This window comes from Streptomyces sp. NBC_00663, from assembly GCF_036226885.1.
Classification (GTDB): Bacteria; Actinomycetota; Actinomycetes; order Streptomycetales; family Streptomycetaceae; genus Streptomyces.
The window spans coordinates 7,898,341-7,913,868 of the sequence record NZ_CP109027.1 but is presented as its reverse complement, the minus strand read 5'-3'; the positions used below and the strand labels follow the sequence as shown (position 1 = coordinate 7,913,868).

Genomic DNA, 15,528 nt, shown 5'->3' with positions numbered 1-15,528 from the left:
GCGCAAACAGCCCGGGTATCACCAAACAGGCAGAAGACGGTGCGTCAGCTGCCGTGGGTGAACGAGGGGTTGTGTTGGTATGACGTGCTGGTACGAGGGGCCCCTGGCCGCCTTCGACACGGAGACGACGGGCGTCGACGTGGAGACCGACCGGATCGTGTCGGCCGCCGTCGTCGTCCAGGACGCCCCGGGTACCCGGCCGCGGGTGGCCCGATGGCTGGTGAACCCGGGTGTGCCGGTGCCCGAGGGCGCGACGGCGGTGCACGGGCTGACGGACGAACATCTCCAGCGCAACGGCCGCTGGCCGGCGCCGGTGATGTACGAGATAGCGGAGCACCTGGGCGAACAGGCGTCCGCGGGGCGGCCGTTGGTGGTGATGAACGCGCCGTTCGATCTGACGCTCCTGGACCGGGAGTTGCGCCGCCATCGGGCCTCGTCCCTGGACCGCTGGTTCGAGTCGGCGCCGCTGCTGGTCCTCGATCCACGGGTCCTGGACAAGCATCTGGACCGCTACCGCAAGGGCCGCCGCACCCTGACCGACCTGTGCGCGCACTACGGCGTCACGCTGGACGGCGCGCATGACGCGGGGGCGGACGCCCTGGCCGCACTGGAGGTCGTGCGCGCGGTGGGCCGGCGTTTCGCGACCCGTCTGGAGCGGCTGTCCCCCAACGAGCTGCACACGCTTCAGACGGATTGGCACGCGGCACAGGCCCGGGGCCTCCAGGCGTGGTTCGCGCGCAGCGGCACCCCGGAGGCGGTGGACCCGTCGTGGCCGCTGCGTCCCGAGCTGCCGGCCGCGGCCGCCTGAACCCCCTGGGAACAAAAAGAAGCCGGTCCGCGTGACGCGGACCGGCTTTCTCCCGGTGGGCGATACTGGGTTCGAACCAGTGACCTCTTCGGTGTGAACGAAGCGCTCTCCCACTGAGCTAATCGCCCGGGAACGCACTGAACAATACAGGTCCCGACGGGCTTCCTTCAAACCGCTTCCAAGTACGCGGCAAGGCCCCGCCGTCCGGCCCGCATCATCAGCCGGTGGTTGGCCCGGAACACCGGCCGCCCCGGTACGGCGAGCCGCCGCAGCAGCGGCTTGTTCACGTCGACGACCTGGTCGTACAGCGCGAGGGTGCCCGCCCCGTCCCCCGTGATCGTCCAGCGTGCCCAGCCCTCCAGGTCCCCGGTCATGGCGATCTCCAGCACCCCGCCCGCCCGGTCGCGCCGCACCTCGCGTGCGGTGAAGACGAGGTCGTACGGCAGTGTGGCCCGGATCCTGATGACGCCGGTGGTGTCGTCGAGGCGCTCGACGGCACGGACCTGGGGCCACCAGCGGGGGTACTCCTCGGCCTGTTCGAGCGCGTCGTAGACGGTGGCGGGCGGCGCGGGCAAGGTCCACCGGGTGTGGAAGCGGTAATGGCTCCAGTCCATGCACAGAGTCTGCCCGTAGGGAACTGAGTACGTTCTGAGTACGCGCACTCATGTCGTACGACGTGACCCGGACCACACTCGAAGGCATGACGCATTTTCCGCCCCCGGCCGAGGAGTTGCGGCTCCTGGACGCGGAGCTGTTCCATCTCGACGCCCGCCGGACCCAGTTGCTCAGGCGCCGCGCCTGGCTGGTCACCGCGGTGCAGACACCGTCCGCTCCGCCGCGCCCGTCCACCCCGCCCCGCCCCGAGGCCGCCGCGCCGCGGGTGCAGAACGTACTGCTGGTGCTCGGCGGTGTGCTGCTGGTCATCGCGGCGACGGCGTTCACCCTGGTCAGCTGGGGTGAGCTGGGGATCGCCGGGCGGGCCCTGGTGCTCGGCGCGGTCACCGCGGCCACGCTGGCCGCACCGCCGGCGCTGCTGAAGCGGGGCCTGCGCTCCACCGCCGAGTCGGTGGCGGGCCTGGCTCTGGCGCTGACGGTCCTGGACGCGTACGCGCTGCACGGGGCGGTGTTCACAGCGGCGGAGGGCGCGCCCTACACGGCGGTCGCGTCGACTCTGCTGGCGGCCCTGTGGCTGGCGTACGGCCTGCTGCCGCCCTTGCGGGACCTGCGTCTGCCGCTCCCCTCGGCCCTCCTGGCGGCCCAACTGCCGCTCTTCTTCGGCGCGCTGGCGCTGGATGCCGACTCGTACGGCGTCACGGCGGCCCTGCTGGTGACGGCCGCGTTCGACACAGGTGTGGCGCTCCGAGCGACCGCCGGTCCCGTACGTCTTCTCGCCGTCGTCGGCGCGTACGGTCTGGGCGGCTCGGGCGTGTGGGCGGCCGGTTCGCTGTCCTGGACGGCAACCGGCCCGAGCGCCGCCGCCCGTGCGGCGGCGCTCCTCCTCCTGGCCGCGGCGATCACGCTGGCCGCGGCATGGCGAGGCGCGAGCGACGCACAGCCCGCGACGAACGCCCCGGCGTCACAGGGCACCGCTCACGCCCTCGGCCTCTCGGTCGCCTCCGCCCTCCTGACGGTCGCCGCGCTCGGCGGCGTCGCGCGCTCCGCGCTGCCCGGCACCTGGACGGTTCCGGTCCATCTCGCCTGCGGTGTCGCCCTGTTGGCGGCCGTACGACCGGACAGGCTGCCGGAGCAGGTGCGGCGCGGGTTCGCGGCGGCCTCCGGTGCCGTACAGGCCCTGGCCGTGACGTGGGCCCTGCCTGTCGTGGCGGTGTCCTTGCTGGGCCCGGTCGCCTGGGTGGCCCATGCCTGGTCCGGGGCGCCGGCCGACCTTCGCGAGGCGGTCACGGTGGACGCCCCCTGGCCGCCGGACGCGGCGACGGCTCCGCTGGTCCTGGTGGCCGTGGCGGCGGTACTGGCCCTGGCCGTACGGCACACGGACTGGCGTCCACGCGCCCTCACCGGCGCGCTGGTGCTGACGTGGGCCGCGGCGCTGACGCTCCCCGCGGTGCTGGAACTGCCGTACACGCTCGGTCTGTTGGTCCTGGGGTCGGTGACGGGCGTGGTCCTGGCCTCTCCCTACGGCCAGCCGACCGCTACCGTCCTGGCCCTCGCCACCTCGGCCGACCTGGCTTTCGCCGCCCTCGCCTCCCAGTCGGCGACCCTCACCGCGCTCGGCGCCCTGACGGCGTTCTTCGCCGTGGTCTCCTGGCGGTGCACCGCCGTCACGGCCCCGACCGCGCTCACGTACGCCACCGCGCTGGCCTGCGCGACCGGAGCGGCGGCCGACTGGCAGCCGCAGTACACGGCCCTGCTCGTGCTGGCGGTCCCGGTGGCCGCGGCCCTGCTGGCGGCACGGCTCAAGGACGCCCGGGCGACCGTGGCGGTGGAGGTCACCGGAGCCGTCGCCGCTCTGCCGGCCCTCGCTCTCGCCGCGACCGACCCGCCGATGCTCGCCCTGGTCCTGGCCCTGTGCGGAGTGATCGCGGCGGGCACCGCGCTCCGCCCCGACCGCCGCGCCGTCGGCTACGCGGCCGCCGTCCTCTTCGTCCTGGCCAGCTGGGTGCGCCTGGCGGCCTGGGACGTCGGTACCCCCGAGGCCTACACCCTCCCGGTCACGGCCCCGGCGCTGCTCGTCGGCTTCCTCCGCAGGCGGCGCGACCCACAGACGTCGTCCTGGACGGCCTACGGCCCCGCCCTGGCCACCACGCTCCTGCCGAGCCTGGCCGCGGCCTGGGGCGACCCGCACTGGACCCGTCCCCTGCTCCTGGGTCTGGCGGCCCTGTCCCTCACCCTGCTGGGCGGGGGCTACAGCCTTCAGGCACCCCTGGTCCTGGGCGGCGCGGTCCTGGCCCTGGACGCCCTGCACGAACTGGCCCCGTACATAGTCCAGGTGACGGACGCGCTCCCCCGCTGGGTACCACCGGCGCTGGCGGGCCTCCTGCTCCTCGCGCTCGGCGCGACGTACGAGCGCCGCATCAGGGACGTCCAAAGAATGCGCAACATCCTGGGAAGGATGAGCTGACGCCCCAAGGGGAGCGGGGAACTGCGCGACCAGCCACAACGGTCCCGCAGTTCCCCACGAACCGTTACGGCATCTTGTCCCCGAGCAGCGCCAGGTTCTCGATCGCGGCAAGCCCGTACAGAGCCGTGTCGTTGGTCGAGATCCAGGCCGCCTCACTACCCGCGACCAACGTCACCGGCCCACTCAACTCCTCCGTCTTCCAGGGCGCCGACTCCTTGTACCCGTCGGAGTTGTAGAACTTGTCCCAGGCCCGCTTGGCCAGCTTCTCGTCCCCGGTCTGCACCGCGGCGTACGCGTCGAGCCGCGAGTGCCCCTGGAACAGCAGCAGCGTCCCGAAGTTGGACCCGTACCGTGCCGCCTGCTCGGCCTTGGTGGCGTTGAAGTAGCGGCAGTAGTCGAAGTACGCCTCGTTGAACTTGGGCATGTCGACGAGGTCGATGAGTTCGGCGCACAGCTCGTTGAGGCCGAAGACGGCGGAGAGGTGCGAGACCCCGACCACCGGCGCCGACGCGACCGCGAACTTGCCCGTGTCGAGGTCGTACAACCCACTGCCCTGGACGAACCCGTTGGGCTGTGCGGCGATGCCCTCCATCGTGGACAGCACGCGGGCCTTGGCCTTCTCCCACTTGGGGCCCTTGCGCTCCCACTCCGTCAGCCACGCCGACACGAGCCCGCTCCAGTCCGTGCCGAACCCGACCGACAGGGCGTGCCGGTCGGGCGTGTAGACGTCGGTGCGTACCTTGCGCAGCGGGTCGAGGACGAGGAACGTCTCATCGGAGTCAACGTTGGCGTGCATGAGGTCGCCGACCCGCTCGTCCGCGGTGAGGAAGTAGTAGTAGCGCCGGTAGGTGGTGTTGGCGATGCGCTGCTGCTTGGCGCTGTCGGCGTAGTGCTGCACACCGTGCCGGGTGCCGAGGCCGGCCCACTTGCCGAGGTGGTAGACGTCGACCTCACCGGTGTGCCGGGTCATCGACTCGGCGAACCGGAAGATGTCCGCGCGGCCTGAGCGGATGTACGCGAACCACAGCCAGAGGTCGGGCGAGAGCTCGGAGTTGTCCCAGGCGTAGCCGCCGATGTCGTACCGCCACTGGTGCCTGACGGTGTCATAGGTGTGCATGATGTCGCCGTAGTCCCAGAAGCCGTACCAACGGCGCTGCTCCACCTGGTCCTTGTAGTAGGTGAAGAGGAAGTCGAGGTGGTCCTCGATCTTCGACTTGGCGGCGGTGGAACGGTCGGGCTCGGAGTACAGGCCGGGTCCGAAGACCTTCGCCTTGATGAGCTGCTTGGGCGGCGCGGCCAGCTGCGGCAACACCCGTACGGCCTCGACCTGTTCGGCGAGCTTGGCCGGGGTCGGCGTCGACTCGTTGGCCCAGAACAGCAGTTCCGAGGTGCGGGCGATGCCGTACGGCGTGCCGAACTCGGGCTCGTAGTCCTCGTAGGTGATGTTGAGGCCCTCGAGCTGCTCGGCGAAGGTGTCCTGGCCCATGCCGTCGTGGTAGAAGCGCAGGTCCATGGGCTGCGCCTCGGGCGACCAGAGCCAGAGGGTGACCTCGGCCTCGTCGGTCTGGGCATCACGGATGTCGAGCTGGGCGGGGAACTTCTCCCAGAAGTCCCTGAGGCCGAAGGAGAGTCCGCCGCTGACGCCGCCGACGTAACCGAACCCGGAGGCCCGCTTGCCGCCGCCGGCGCCGATCCAGCCGTGCCCCTTCTTGGTGCGCTTGCGCAGGGTGAAGCCGTCGGCGGAGAGCTGGGAGAGGGTGTAGTCGCCCCACTCGGGGATGTACTGGAGGCGGGTCGTGACGCGCTGGTCCCAGGTAGCGGGATCCGGCAGCTTCTCGCCCGCGTACTGGGCGGCCTGGACGGCGGCTCCCGGGTCGCGGCGCAGGCCCGTGATGCCCTTGACGGCCTCGCGCAGCAGACCGGTGCCCTCGCCGCCGATGCGGATGTGGCGGTCGTAGGACTGGTCGCGCATCGGCACGGTGAAGCGGACGCCGATGCCGCGGATGAAGTCACCGCTGGCCTTGCCCGGCTCCTGGGTGCCGTCGAAGGTGATGGTGTGCACCATGCGGAAGGAGTCGGCGCCCGCGTAGAAGTACAGGCGGATGGAGAACGGCAGCCAACTCCGGTCGCCCTTGCGGTGTTTGCCGTCGATGCGGACGACCGCGCGGACCGGCCCGTCCTGCTCGACGGTGACCTCGGAGATGGCCCCGTCGAAGCGCTCGGTCTTGACCGCGCCCTGGTCCTCGTCCTCGATCTCGGGCTGGCGGATCAGCACGAGCTTGCCGTTCTTGGCGATCTCGGTGGAACCGCGGGTGACGGACTTGATCAGCGTGGCACCGGACTTGCCGATCTTCGCGGTGATGACACCGGTGGAGACGGTGATCGTGCCGCCGCTCTTGTCGACGGTGACCTTCTTGTCGGGCACGGCGGCCTCGCCGGCGGCCAGCGTGAGCTTGCCGTTGCCCGAACTCACCGCGTGGGCCGTCCACTTGAGGGAGCCGTCCGGCCAGTAGGCGAGCGGCCAGGACTGCACGGGTACGGATTTGCCGTCGGCGTCCGTCAGCGCGAAGGTCTGGTCCTCCTGGTAGACGCCCTTCGGCCAGGGCACACCGAGGGTGGAGCCGGGGGCGGCGCCGAGTCCGCCGTCCTCCAGCCAGTCCAGGGTCACGGGATCGGCGTCGGCCTCGGCGGCTCTGGGCGCGGCCTGCGCGTCCTTCGCTCCTAGCGCCCAGCTGAACTGCGCGGCGGCGCCGGCGACGGCGGCTGCCTTGAGGAGGGACCTGCGGGGGATGGGAGACATGGTCATTCCTTTCCATGTACGGCTGTGCGGCTGGTCAGGGGCATGACAGTGAGAGGCGCGGCGCCCGGGGCGCCGACCTTGTGGTGCGAGGACACCGCCCGTCAGCGGTTCCGGTACCGCTCCTCGACGGCGACGGCGGCCGCCGCGACGGCTCCCAGGACGGGAACCGCCAGCGGCGCGACGAACATGGCGGACAGGGCGACCACGCCAAGACCGCAGACGACCAGGAAGGACCCGGCGGGATCGAGCACGGTCCGCCGCCCGGCAGCGGCGAGCAGCGCCCGCCAGCTGTCACCGGGCGCCCAGACGGCCGCCGCCCGCAGCAGGGCCACGACGACTCCGATCAGCGCGAAGATGCCGACGGCCCCGACGAGCGGCCCACCGGGCAGCCCGGCCCGCGCGGCCAGGACGTCCACCCAGACCACGGCGGCGACGGCCCACCCGGCGACCCCGACGACCCAGCCGCCGCGCAGGGCCGTACGGAAGTCCGCGAGGAACTCCCCCCATCCGCCGCCCTCGTGGCCGGTACGGCGCCGGAGGTGCCGGGCGCCGGCGGCGAAGGCCGCGGGGTAGGTGACGACTCCGAGCGAGGCCACCGCGATCCACACCCCGGTGAGCAGACACTCGGCGAACACGGCGAACCGCTCGCCCCCGAGGAAGGACAGCCTGCGGGCCTTCACACGCGCTTGGGCCATGGGTGGAACCGCCTCACTTCAGTCCGGACGTCGCCATGCCGTCGATGAGATACCGCTGGAAGGCCATGAAGAAGGCGATGACCGGCACGAGGGCCACCAGCGACATCGCGATCATGCTGCCGTAGTTGGAGATGCCCTCCTGGTCGCGGAACATCATCAGGCCGAGCGAGACGGTGTACTTGTCCGGGGTGTTGAGGTAGATCAACGGCCCCATGAAGTCGTTCCAGGCGTTGATGAACGTGAAGATGGCGCTGGTGATGAGGGCCGGGCGGGTCAGCGGCAGCACGATGGACCAGTAGGTCCTGAAGTGCCCGCAGCCGTCGAGCTTGGCGGCCTCGTCCAGCTCCTTGGGCAGCCCGCGCATGAACTGCACCATCAGGAAGACGAAGAACGCCTCCGTGGCCAGGAACTTGCCCGCGACGAGCGGCACCAGGGTGTCGGTGAGTTCCAGCTTGCGGAACATCACGTACTGCGGGATGAGCAGCACGTGATACGGCAGCAGCAGTGTGCCGATCATCAGCGTGAACAGCAGGTTCCGCCCCGCGAACCGGATCTTGGCGAAGGCGTAGGCGGTCAGCGAGCTGGACAGCACGACCCCGGCCACGGCAAGTCCGGCGTACAGCAGGGAGTTGGTGAAGAAGGTGCCGATGGAGATGCCGGAGATACCGTCGGCCAGCCCCGAGAAGTTCTCCCAGACCGGCTTGGTCGGCAGCAGGTCGATGCTGGCGATGATGTCCTTGCTCGGCTTGAACGAGGCACCGAGCACCCAGATCACCGGGTAGAGGACGACCGCGAGGACGGCGAGCGAGCCCACATGCCAGGCGATCGACCCGAAGCGCCGCCGCTCGCTCGCGGTGTGGACGACGGGACTGCTGGTGGCGCTGGTCACTTGGCGGCCTCCTCGTAGTGCACCCACTTCTTCTGCGACCAGAACAGGACCGCCGTGACGAGCGCCACCGCGACCACCAGCGTCCAGGCCATCGCGGAGGCGAAGCCCATCTGGGCCTCCTTGAAGCCCTTCTGGTAGAGGTAACAGGTGTAGACGAGGGTGGCGTCGGCGGGCCCGCACTGGGTGTTGGAGACGACGTACGCGGACCCGAACACCTGGAACGCGTGGATCGACTCCAACAGCACGTTGAAGAACAGCACGGGGGAGATCATCGGCAGCGTGATGTTCCAGAACCGGCGCAGGGGCCCGGCTCCGTCCATCTCGGCGGCCTCGTACAGCTCCTGCGGGACCTGCTTGAGACCGGCCAGGAAGATGACCATCGGTGCGCCGAACTGCCAGATGCTCAGGGCGACCAAGGCATAGATGACGTAGTCGGGGTTGCCGATCCAGCCGCCGACGTCGACCCCGAAGATCTTCTGCGTACGGTCCACGATCGCGTCGTCCGAGAACAGCGCCCGCCACACGAAGCCGACGGAGACGCTGGCGCCGATGAGCGAGGGCATGTAGAACGCGGCCCGGTACAGCCCCTGTCCGCTCCGCTTCTGTGCGAGCAGCAGCGCGACACCGAGCGCGAGCAGCAGCTTCAGCGGTGTGGCCACGACGACGTACTTCAGTGTGACCTCGACCGACTTCTGCCAGCGCGGGTCCTGGAACATCGTCTGGAAGTTGTCCAGCCCCACCCACTCGGGTGGCGTGAACAGGTTGTACCGGGTGAACGCGTAGTACAGCGACGCGATCATCGGCCCCGCCGTGAGCACCAGGAACCCGGCGATCCACGGCGACATGAAAAGATAGCCGGCGATGTTCTCGCGGCGCCGCCCGCGCCGCCCGGCGGCAGGAGCGGCGGACCGCTTCTTCGCCGGGCGCGCGGGCGCTTCCTTGACGAGCGTCATGGTGGTACGTCCCCTCAGCCCGCGAACGCGGCCTTGGCCTCGCTGAACAGCGCCTTGGCGGCGTCGGCCGGCTTGGTCTTGCCCTGGGCGACCTCACCGCCGATGCGCAGGAACGCCGTCTCGACGACATCGGCGCCGGACGGGTGCGGGGTGATCTTCCCCAGCACACCGGCCTTGGCGACCTCTTCCTCGTACGCCTTGACGCCCTTGTTCTGGTCGTCGGTGGGCACGAACGCGTCGTACTGCTCGGTCGTGGAGAGGATGCCGCGGTCGTAGCCCATGATCTTGCCGACCTCGGGGTCGTGGACCATGAAGCTGATGAACTGGGCGGCCTCCTTGGGGTGCTTGCTCCCGGAGAAGGCGCTGAGCATCAGCGAGCCGAGGTACTGGCCGGTGTCCTTGCCGTTGGTGGTGGGGATCGGCGCGAGCCCGTAGTCCGACTCGCCCTCGCCCTCGTAACGGATGGAGAAGTTGTCCCAGGTGAACTCGCCCGCGGCGAGCCCGGCCGACAGACCCGACTTGGGCTGGACCTGCTCGATCTTCTTGGGGTCGGCGACGAGCCCGGCCTTCACGCGCTTGTAGCCGTCCGACCACCACTGCGTCAGATCGTCCTCGGTGAAGCCGAGATCGGAGTCGGTGAAGAACGCCTTGCCGTTCTGACGCAGGTACAGGTCGTACAGGTACATGATGCTGAAGTAGCCGGTGTCACCGGCGATCTTCAGCTTGTCCTGGATCGTCTGGAGCGCGTCGAAGTACTCGTCCCAGGTCCAGCCCATCTTCGCCTCTACGCCCGCCTTCTTGAAGGCGTTGAGGTCGATGACGAGCGCCATGGTGTTGGCGCCGACGGGGATGCCGAGCTGCTTGCCGTCGACCTGACCGTTCGCCAGAACGCCGTTGCGGAAGTTCTTCAGGTCCAGGTTCCCGGAGTCCGCCTGGGACTTGAGGTCCATCAGAACTCCGCGCTTGTCGTACTTGCGCAGAAATCCGACGGCATTCTGGAAAACGTCCGGCGGATTTCCACCGGAGGCCTGCGTCTGGAACTTCTCCCAGAACGCCGCGTAGTCGGTGAATTCGGGCTTGATCTTGATCTTCGGGTACTTCTTCTCGAAGACCGCGATCGCCTTCTTCATGGCAATGGTGCGCGGTTCGCCGCCCCACCACGCATAACGGAGCGTCACATTCCCGTCGCCGGAGCCGCTGTCGCCTCCGCATGCCGTCGTCGTGGCCAGCCCGAGCGTGGCCGCCGCTCCACCGGCCACCTTCAGGATCGTACGCCTCTCAACATTCCTGCTGGTTCCCACAGTCGGGCCCTCCCCGCGCAGCTTCGTTGCCGCCTGCATGAATCGTTTCAAGTAAGCGCTTGCTGGCACAAGGTACGAAGCCCCTCGGAGGGCGTCAATGATTCGGACAGGAATTTCTTGCGGGCCGGATCGGCGAGTTGACGGCCCATCGCCGGACTGTGCCGCGGCACACACGACGAAGTCGCAGGTGAGGAGCCGGGGTTCGGCCGGCCGAACATGAACTGACCCGCCAGGCCCGGAGGTTGTCCGGCTGAAATTCGCCGGAGGTTCCGCGGCCGACGAGGGGTCCGCGCGGCAGGGGGTGGGAACGACGACGGCCCGCCTGCTCTCGCAGACGGGCCGTCGTGTCCGGTGGGCGATACTGGGTTCGAACCAGTGACCTCTTCGGTGTGAACGAAGCGCTCTCCCACTGAGCTAATCGCCCGGACGCAGGAAGAACATTACCCCATGTCAGAGGGTGCCTGTGACCAGCGCGAACCGGTACCGGCACCCCCGGTCGCGGCTCACTGGTCCTTGATGTTCCAGGGCATCTCGAAGCCGAACTTGTAGAGATAGACCCCGACGAGCGCGGCCACGATCACCAGGCCGATCGACGTCAGGATGATGTTGCGTCGGCGGACCTTGGGATCGAGCGCCTTCTGGGCCGCCTCGGTCACCTTGCGCTTCGTCCAGCGCAGCACCAGCTGGGCCCAGACGAACTCGGTCGCCCAGATCGCCATGCCGCCGAAGATCACGACCCAGCCGGGCCCCGGCAGCGGAAGCATGATGATCCCCAGGACCACGACCGCCAGGCCGATGATGAAGATCCCGACCTGCCAGCTCAGGTGCAGCATGCGGCGCGCCTTGATGAATTCCGGCGCTTTCGAGCCGAGCCCGTGCCCGCTCTCCGCCACGCTGGTCTGCGTCTCGTCCGACGCCACGGCCGCCTCGGCCCGGTCGTCACTCCCCGTGTTCATACAGCCAAACCCTACCGGAGAGAAACCAGTCACCGGAATGGTCGTACCTCGCGAACAGGACCTCGGCCGGAAGAGTTACGTAAAGGCACGCAAAACACTCAGAGGGGTTTACAACGGCACCGTAGGTGGCATGTCGATTTCGCCGACGTGCGAATCCCCGAGCGCACACTGAGCGAAAGGCCCTGGCGCTTATGAACACCACGGTCAGCTGCGAGCTGCACCTGCGCCTCGTTGTGTCGAGCGAGTCCTCCCTGCCTGTCCCCGCAGGCCTGCGGTACGACACGGCCGACCCCTACGCCGTGCACGCCACCTTCCACACCGGAGCCGAGGAGACCGTCGAGTGGGTGTTCGCCCGCGACCTCCTCGCGGAGGGCCTCCACCGGCCCACCGGCACCGGCGACGTCCGAGTCTGGCCGTCGCGCAGTCACGGTCAGGGCGTCGTGTGCATCGCCCTGAGCTCCCCGGAGGGCGAAGCACTGCTCGAGGCCCCGGCACGGGCCCTGGAGTCGTTCCTGAAGCGCACGGACGCTGCTGTGCCGCCCGGCACGGAGCACCGGCACTTCGACCTCGATCAGGAGCTCTCGCACATCCTGGCGGAAAGCTAGGGCGAGACCTCACCAAGCCGCCCGGCGCCGTCGACTCGGGGTGACGGCTCGGGCCAAGACAACTCCATAGGTACGCACACCGGCGCCGTCGCCGCGGATTCCCGCGGGGCGGCGCCGGTGTGCGTCCGCCCGCCGGTGTGGGGTTCACCACGGTCGGGGCCGTTACGGGCGCGCGTGGAGCCACTACCATCGGCCAGCACGGGCGGGCGCCCGCCCGACCCCCCAGGCCAGGGAGCGAAACGTGCTCATCACCCATGACACCCGGTGTGCCCTCGATGCCGTGGTGGATCTGGTGAACACCGCACCGGAGGACACCACGACCCCGGACGCGCTGCCGGACGTCGCCGCTCTCGAGGATTTCGTACGAAAGAACGAAATCAGCGATGTCGGGGTTCTCTCGGAGTTCGACCTCTCCGCGGTGCGCAAGATCCGCGGACGGTTCGCCGCGATCTTCTCGGCCCCGGACGCCCGGGTCGCGGCCGGGATGATCAACGAGCTGGTGGCCGCCGCGGGCACCACGCCCCGGCTCACGGACCACGACGGCTACGACTGGCATGTGCACTACTTCGCGCCGGGCGCCTCCGTCGCCGACCACCTGGCGGCCGACTGCGGGATGGCGCTGGCCTTCTTCGTGGTCGCCGGGGAGCAGGAGCGGCTGCGGCGCTGCGAGGCACCCGACTGCCGGCGCGCCTTCGTCGACCTCTCCCGCAATCGCTCGCGCCGCTACTGCGACAGCCGCACCTGCGGGAACCGTCTGCACGTGGCCGCGTACCGGGCGCGCCGCAAGGAAGCGGCGGGCTGAGCCTCAGGGCTGCGCAGAGCTGTTGCGCACAGGGACAGGTGTGTCGACGCGGTACCCGGCGGGTGACGCCGGGTACCGCGGGTACGGCTCAGAGCAGCAGCAGATCGTGCAGCGCAGCCATGAGCAGCAGACACCCGATCACCGCAAGAAAGATCATCAGCGGTGGCTGGGAAAGGGCGAAAAGGCATCCACGCGGCTCGTCCTGCGGCGGCGCGGTGTCGCTCTGTGTCGTGTCCAGCATCTCGCGGGCGATGATGACGCAGACAGGACCCCTGCTGTCACCAACACGCCCGAAAGACAAGGGGAGTTCGCCGGATCCCGTGATCTTCGGTCCGAAACGTTCACGTCCGCGTTCGGATGCGTACGGACCTGTGTCGTTTCAGTCCGTCCGCATCCGTCATATGCCGTGCTTCTTGAGGATGGCCTCGATGTCGCTGAAGTCCTCCGCGGAGTCCGAGCGCGGTGCGGCGGCCGGACGGGACGCCGGACGCGCGGCCGGGCCGAGGGAGGGCGCCGAGGCCGCCGGGGCGACCGCCTCCCGCTGGGCGGAGCGGGCGGCCGCCTTGCGCTCCTTGCGGGTGCCACCACGCCGGCGCTCCACCGCGCGCGTGGCGGAGAGAAGCAGCCAGGCGGCGCCGAGCACCCCGAAGCCGGCCCAGGCCGTGACGCTGAACGCGGTGTCGGCCAGCCACTCGACGACACCGGTCATCACCAGGCCGATCGGCACGAGCGAGTACGCGGCGAGCCGGGCGGCGGCCAGGAAGCGCTTGCGGTACGCCGTGACCGCCGCGATGCCCAGGCCGGCCACGGAGACGGCGGAACAGACGGTCTCGGCAATCATCCGGTCCTCCAGGCAGGGGTCGGTCAGGCACTTCGTCCCTTCCATCCTGCACCGCCCGCACCCCACGGGGCCATGCCCCGGCGGGACATCAGGGACATCTCCGGGTCAGGTCGTCCGCAGGTGCCGGTCGGGAGCACACCGAGGGGCGGACCGGACGGCTGGTGTCAAGGGCCGGTCGAGGCGGGCCGCGCCCCAGACCGGCTCGAATTCCTGAGCCCCGCCCCGCGCGCCGAGCCCGACAGAGTCCGGCTCGGTCGGCCAGGGCCGGGCAGCCGCGCCGCGGTCAGACCGATTCCGTCGCCCAAGCCCCGCCCGTTCCCGTCGGAGGCAGGCCGATTCGGTTGTGCGGGGGTGGGCTGGGAGACTGGGGGCATGAGTGACTCCTCCCCCGTGCGTTCCGTCGTTCCCGTGGTTGATGTCTGGTGCGAGCTTCAGTGCCCGGACTGCCGTGGCGCCCTGGACGACGTCCGGGCCCTGCGCGCCCGCTACGGCGACCGGCTGGAGTTGCGGCTGCGGCACTTCCCGCTGGAGAAGCACAAGCACGCGTTCGCGGCCGCGCAGGCCGCCGAGGAGGCCGCGGAGCAGGGCAAGGCGTGGGAGTACGTCGAGGCTGTGCTGGGGCGGGTCGAGGAGCTGGACCGTAAGGGAGAGCCCTTCCTGGTCGAGGTGGCCGGTGAACTGGGCCTCGACGCCGAGGAGTTCGACACCGCGCTGATCGACGGCCGGCACATCCTGATCGTGGACGCCGACCAGGCCGAGGGCAAGGCGATCGGCGTGACCGGCACCCCGACGTACGTCGTGGACGGCGAGCGTCTCGACGGCGGCAAGAGCCAGGAGGGCCTGCGCGAGCGCATCGAGGAGATCGTGGACCGGCTGCTGGCCGCCGGCGAAGGCGCCTGAGGCTCACCGGTCCCCCAAGCCCCCAAGCCCCCAAGCCCCCGGAAGCTACAGCAGCCGCTTGTAGTAGGCGTACCTCGTCGTCTCGTACCCGAGTGACTCGTACAACCGCTCGGCCGGGGTGTTGTCCGCGAACACATTGAGGCCGATCGTGCGTTTGCCGAGGGCGTGGGCCTGGGTCTCCGCGAGGAGCATCAGGGCGCGGCCGTGGCCGTGGCCGCGCTGGTCCGCGTCGACCTCGACGTCGTAGACGAAGGGCTTCCCGTCGCGCAGGGCGAGCCACAGGACGCCCACGCGGGTGCCCTCGTGTTCGAGGATGTTGAACCACATGTCCTTGGTACCGAGGCCCTGGGGCAGGAGCGTCTCGTGGTCGCGCTCGGACTTGGCGCGGGCCTCGGCCTCGGGCACGCCCCGATCGATCCAGGTGCGCGCGTAGTCCTCCATCTCGTGCGCCTGCCAGGTCTCGAAGTCGGCCTCGGTCATGGGGCGCGCCCGGTAGCCGTCCGGCAGGGTGGGCGGGGTGTCGTCGAGCTGCTTCTCCATGCCGCGGTTGCGCAGGACGTAGCCGAGCGCCGTGACGAGCCGCAGGGCCGCCTCGGCGGTCCCGGGGACGCTGATCTCGATCTCCCGGCAGCCCCAGCCGCGCGCGACCTCCTCGGCGGCCAGCGCGGCCACCGTCCCGCGGCCCCGTCGCCGGTCGGGTTCCTCGATGCGCAGCTCGTGGATGCGCGCCACCGAGGCCCCGAAGGCGGGCGAGGTGCCGAGGTGGACGGTGCCGACGGGGCGGCTGTTCACGCACACCTGGTAGTGGCGCGAACGCGTGCCGTCGGCGTTCTGCTGGAGCGGCTCGGTCGGCCGCAGGGTCGTGGTCATCACGGGTGTTCTACCCGCTGCCGCGCCCC

15 protein-coding genes and 2 tRNA genes are annotated in these 15,528 nt (G+C 70.0%); 5 read left to right on the top strand and 12 right to left on the bottom strand.

The window, feature by feature from the left end; genetic code table 11:
- The first annotated feature begins 79 nt into the window (after positions 1–79).
- Positions 80–808 (top strand): 3'-5' exonuclease, encoded by a 729-nt coding sequence (locus tag OG866_RS35910; RefSeq protein WP_329341286.1) that lies wholly within the window; start codon positions 80–82, stop codon positions 806–808.
- 56 nt (positions 809–864) lie between these two features.
- On the opposite strand, the gene OG866_RS35905 is transcribed toward OG866_RS35910, so the two are convergent.
- Positions 865–936 (bottom strand) — tRNA-Val (locus OG866_RS35905).
- 39 nt (positions 937–975) lie between these two features.
- Positions 976–1,422, bottom strand: coding sequence for an SRPBCC family protein (locus OG866_RS35900; RefSeq protein WP_329341285.1), 447 nt, complete (start codon positions 1,420–1,422; stop codon positions 976–978).
- 86 nt (positions 1,423–1,508) lie between these two features.
- Between OG866_RS35900 and OG866_RS35895 the strand changes: the two genes are divergently transcribed.
- Positions 1,509–3,887 (top strand): SCO7613 C-terminal domain-containing membrane protein, encoded by a 2,379-nt coding sequence (locus tag OG866_RS35895; RefSeq protein ID WP_329341284.1) that lies wholly within the window; start codon positions 1,509–1,511, stop codon positions 3,885–3,887.
- 64 nt (positions 3,888–3,951) lie between these two features.
- Here the strand turns inward: OG866_RS35895 and OG866_RS35890 are convergent, their stop codons facing one another.
- The 7 genes from OG866_RS35890 to OG866_RS35860 all read right to left on the bottom strand — a co-directional run bounded on the left by OG866_RS35890 (position 3,952) and on the right by OG866_RS35860 (position 11,481).
- Positions 3,952–6,687 (bottom strand): exo-rhamnogalacturonan lyase family protein, encoded by a 2,736-nt coding sequence (locus OG866_RS35890; protein ID WP_329341281.1) that lies wholly within the window; start codon positions 6,685–6,687, stop codon positions 3,952–3,954.
- A gap of 101 nt (positions 6,688–6,788) precedes the next feature.
- Complete coding sequence (locus OG866_RS35885) at positions 6,789–7,382, bottom strand: hypothetical protein (protein WP_329341279.1); 594 nt, start codon at positions 7,380–7,382, stop codon at positions 6,789–6,791.
- A 13-nt stretch (positions 7,383–7,395) separates the two neighbouring features.
- Positions 7,396–8,271, bottom strand: a complete 876-nt coding sequence (locus OG866_RS35880; RefSeq protein ID WP_329341277.1) for a carbohydrate ABC transporter permease — start codon at positions 8,269–8,271, stop codon at positions 7,396–7,398.
- A complete protein-coding gene (locus OG866_RS35875) occupies positions 8,268–9,224 on the bottom strand; it encodes a carbohydrate ABC transporter permease (RefSeq protein ID WP_329341275.1) in 957 nt (318 codons plus the stop codon). The genes OG866_RS35880 and OG866_RS35875 overlap by 4 nt, the downstream gene beginning before the upstream one ends.
- Positions 9,225–9,238: 14 nt before the next feature.
- Entirely contained in the window at positions 9,239–10,525 is a 1,287-nt protein-coding gene (locus OG866_RS35870; protein ID WP_329341273.1) for an extracellular solute-binding protein, read from the bottom strand.
- Between the two features lie 352 nt (positions 10,526–10,877).
- Positions 10,878–10,949: transfer RNA gene (locus tag OG866_RS35865), tRNA-Val, on the bottom strand.
- Positions 10,950–11,028: 79 nt separating this feature from the next.
- On the bottom strand, positions 11,029–11,481 hold the full coding sequence (locus OG866_RS35860) for a TIGR02611 family protein (RefSeq protein WP_329341271.1): 453 nt from the start codon (positions 11,479–11,481) through the stop codon (positions 11,029–11,031).
- 191 nt (positions 11,482–11,672) lie between these two features.
- Between OG866_RS35860 and OG866_RS35855 the strand changes: the two genes are divergently transcribed.
- Positions 11,673–12,086 carry an SsgA family sporulation/cell division regulator gene (locus OG866_RS35855; RefSeq protein WP_004002642.1) on the top strand — a complete coding sequence of 138 codons (414 nt, stop codon included), beginning with the start codon at positions 11,673–11,675 and terminating at the stop codon, positions 12,084–12,086.
- A 241-nt stretch (positions 12,087–12,327) separates the two neighbouring features.
- Entirely contained in the window at positions 12,328–12,888 is a 561-nt protein-coding gene (locus OG866_RS35850) for a CGNR zinc finger domain-containing protein (RefSeq protein WP_329341269.1), read from the top strand.
- A gap of 88 nt (positions 12,889–12,976) precedes the next feature.
- On the opposite strand, the gene OG866_RS35845 is transcribed toward OG866_RS35850, so the two are convergent.
- Together OG866_RS35845 and OG866_RS35840 are read right to left on the bottom strand one after the other, a co-directional pair.
- A complete protein-coding gene (locus OG866_RS35845; RefSeq protein WP_170068264.1) occupies positions 12,977–13,129 on the bottom strand; it encodes a hypothetical protein in 153 nt (50 codons plus the stop codon).
- 156 nt (positions 13,130–13,285) lie between these two features.
- Positions 13,286–13,729, bottom strand: coding sequence for a hypothetical protein (locus tag OG866_RS35840; RefSeq protein WP_329341266.1), 444 nt, complete (start codon positions 13,727–13,729; stop codon positions 13,286–13,288).
- 372 nt (positions 13,730–14,101) lie between these two features.
- Between OG866_RS35840 and OG866_RS35835 the strand changes: the two genes are divergently transcribed.
- The gene (locus tag OG866_RS35835) at positions 14,102–14,629 is read left to right on the top strand and encodes a DsbA family protein (RefSeq protein WP_329341265.1); all 528 of its coding nucleotides are present in this window, start codon (positions 14,102–14,104) and stop codon (positions 14,627–14,629) included.
- A gap of 45 nt (positions 14,630–14,674) precedes the next feature.
- On the opposite strand, the gene OG866_RS35830 is transcribed toward OG866_RS35835, so the two are convergent.
- Positions 14,675–15,499 (bottom strand): GNAT family N-acetyltransferase, encoded by an 825-nt coding sequence (locus tag OG866_RS35830; protein WP_329341263.1) that lies wholly within the window; start codon positions 15,497–15,499, stop codon positions 14,675–14,677.
- Positions 15,500–15,528 lie beyond the last annotated feature (29 nt).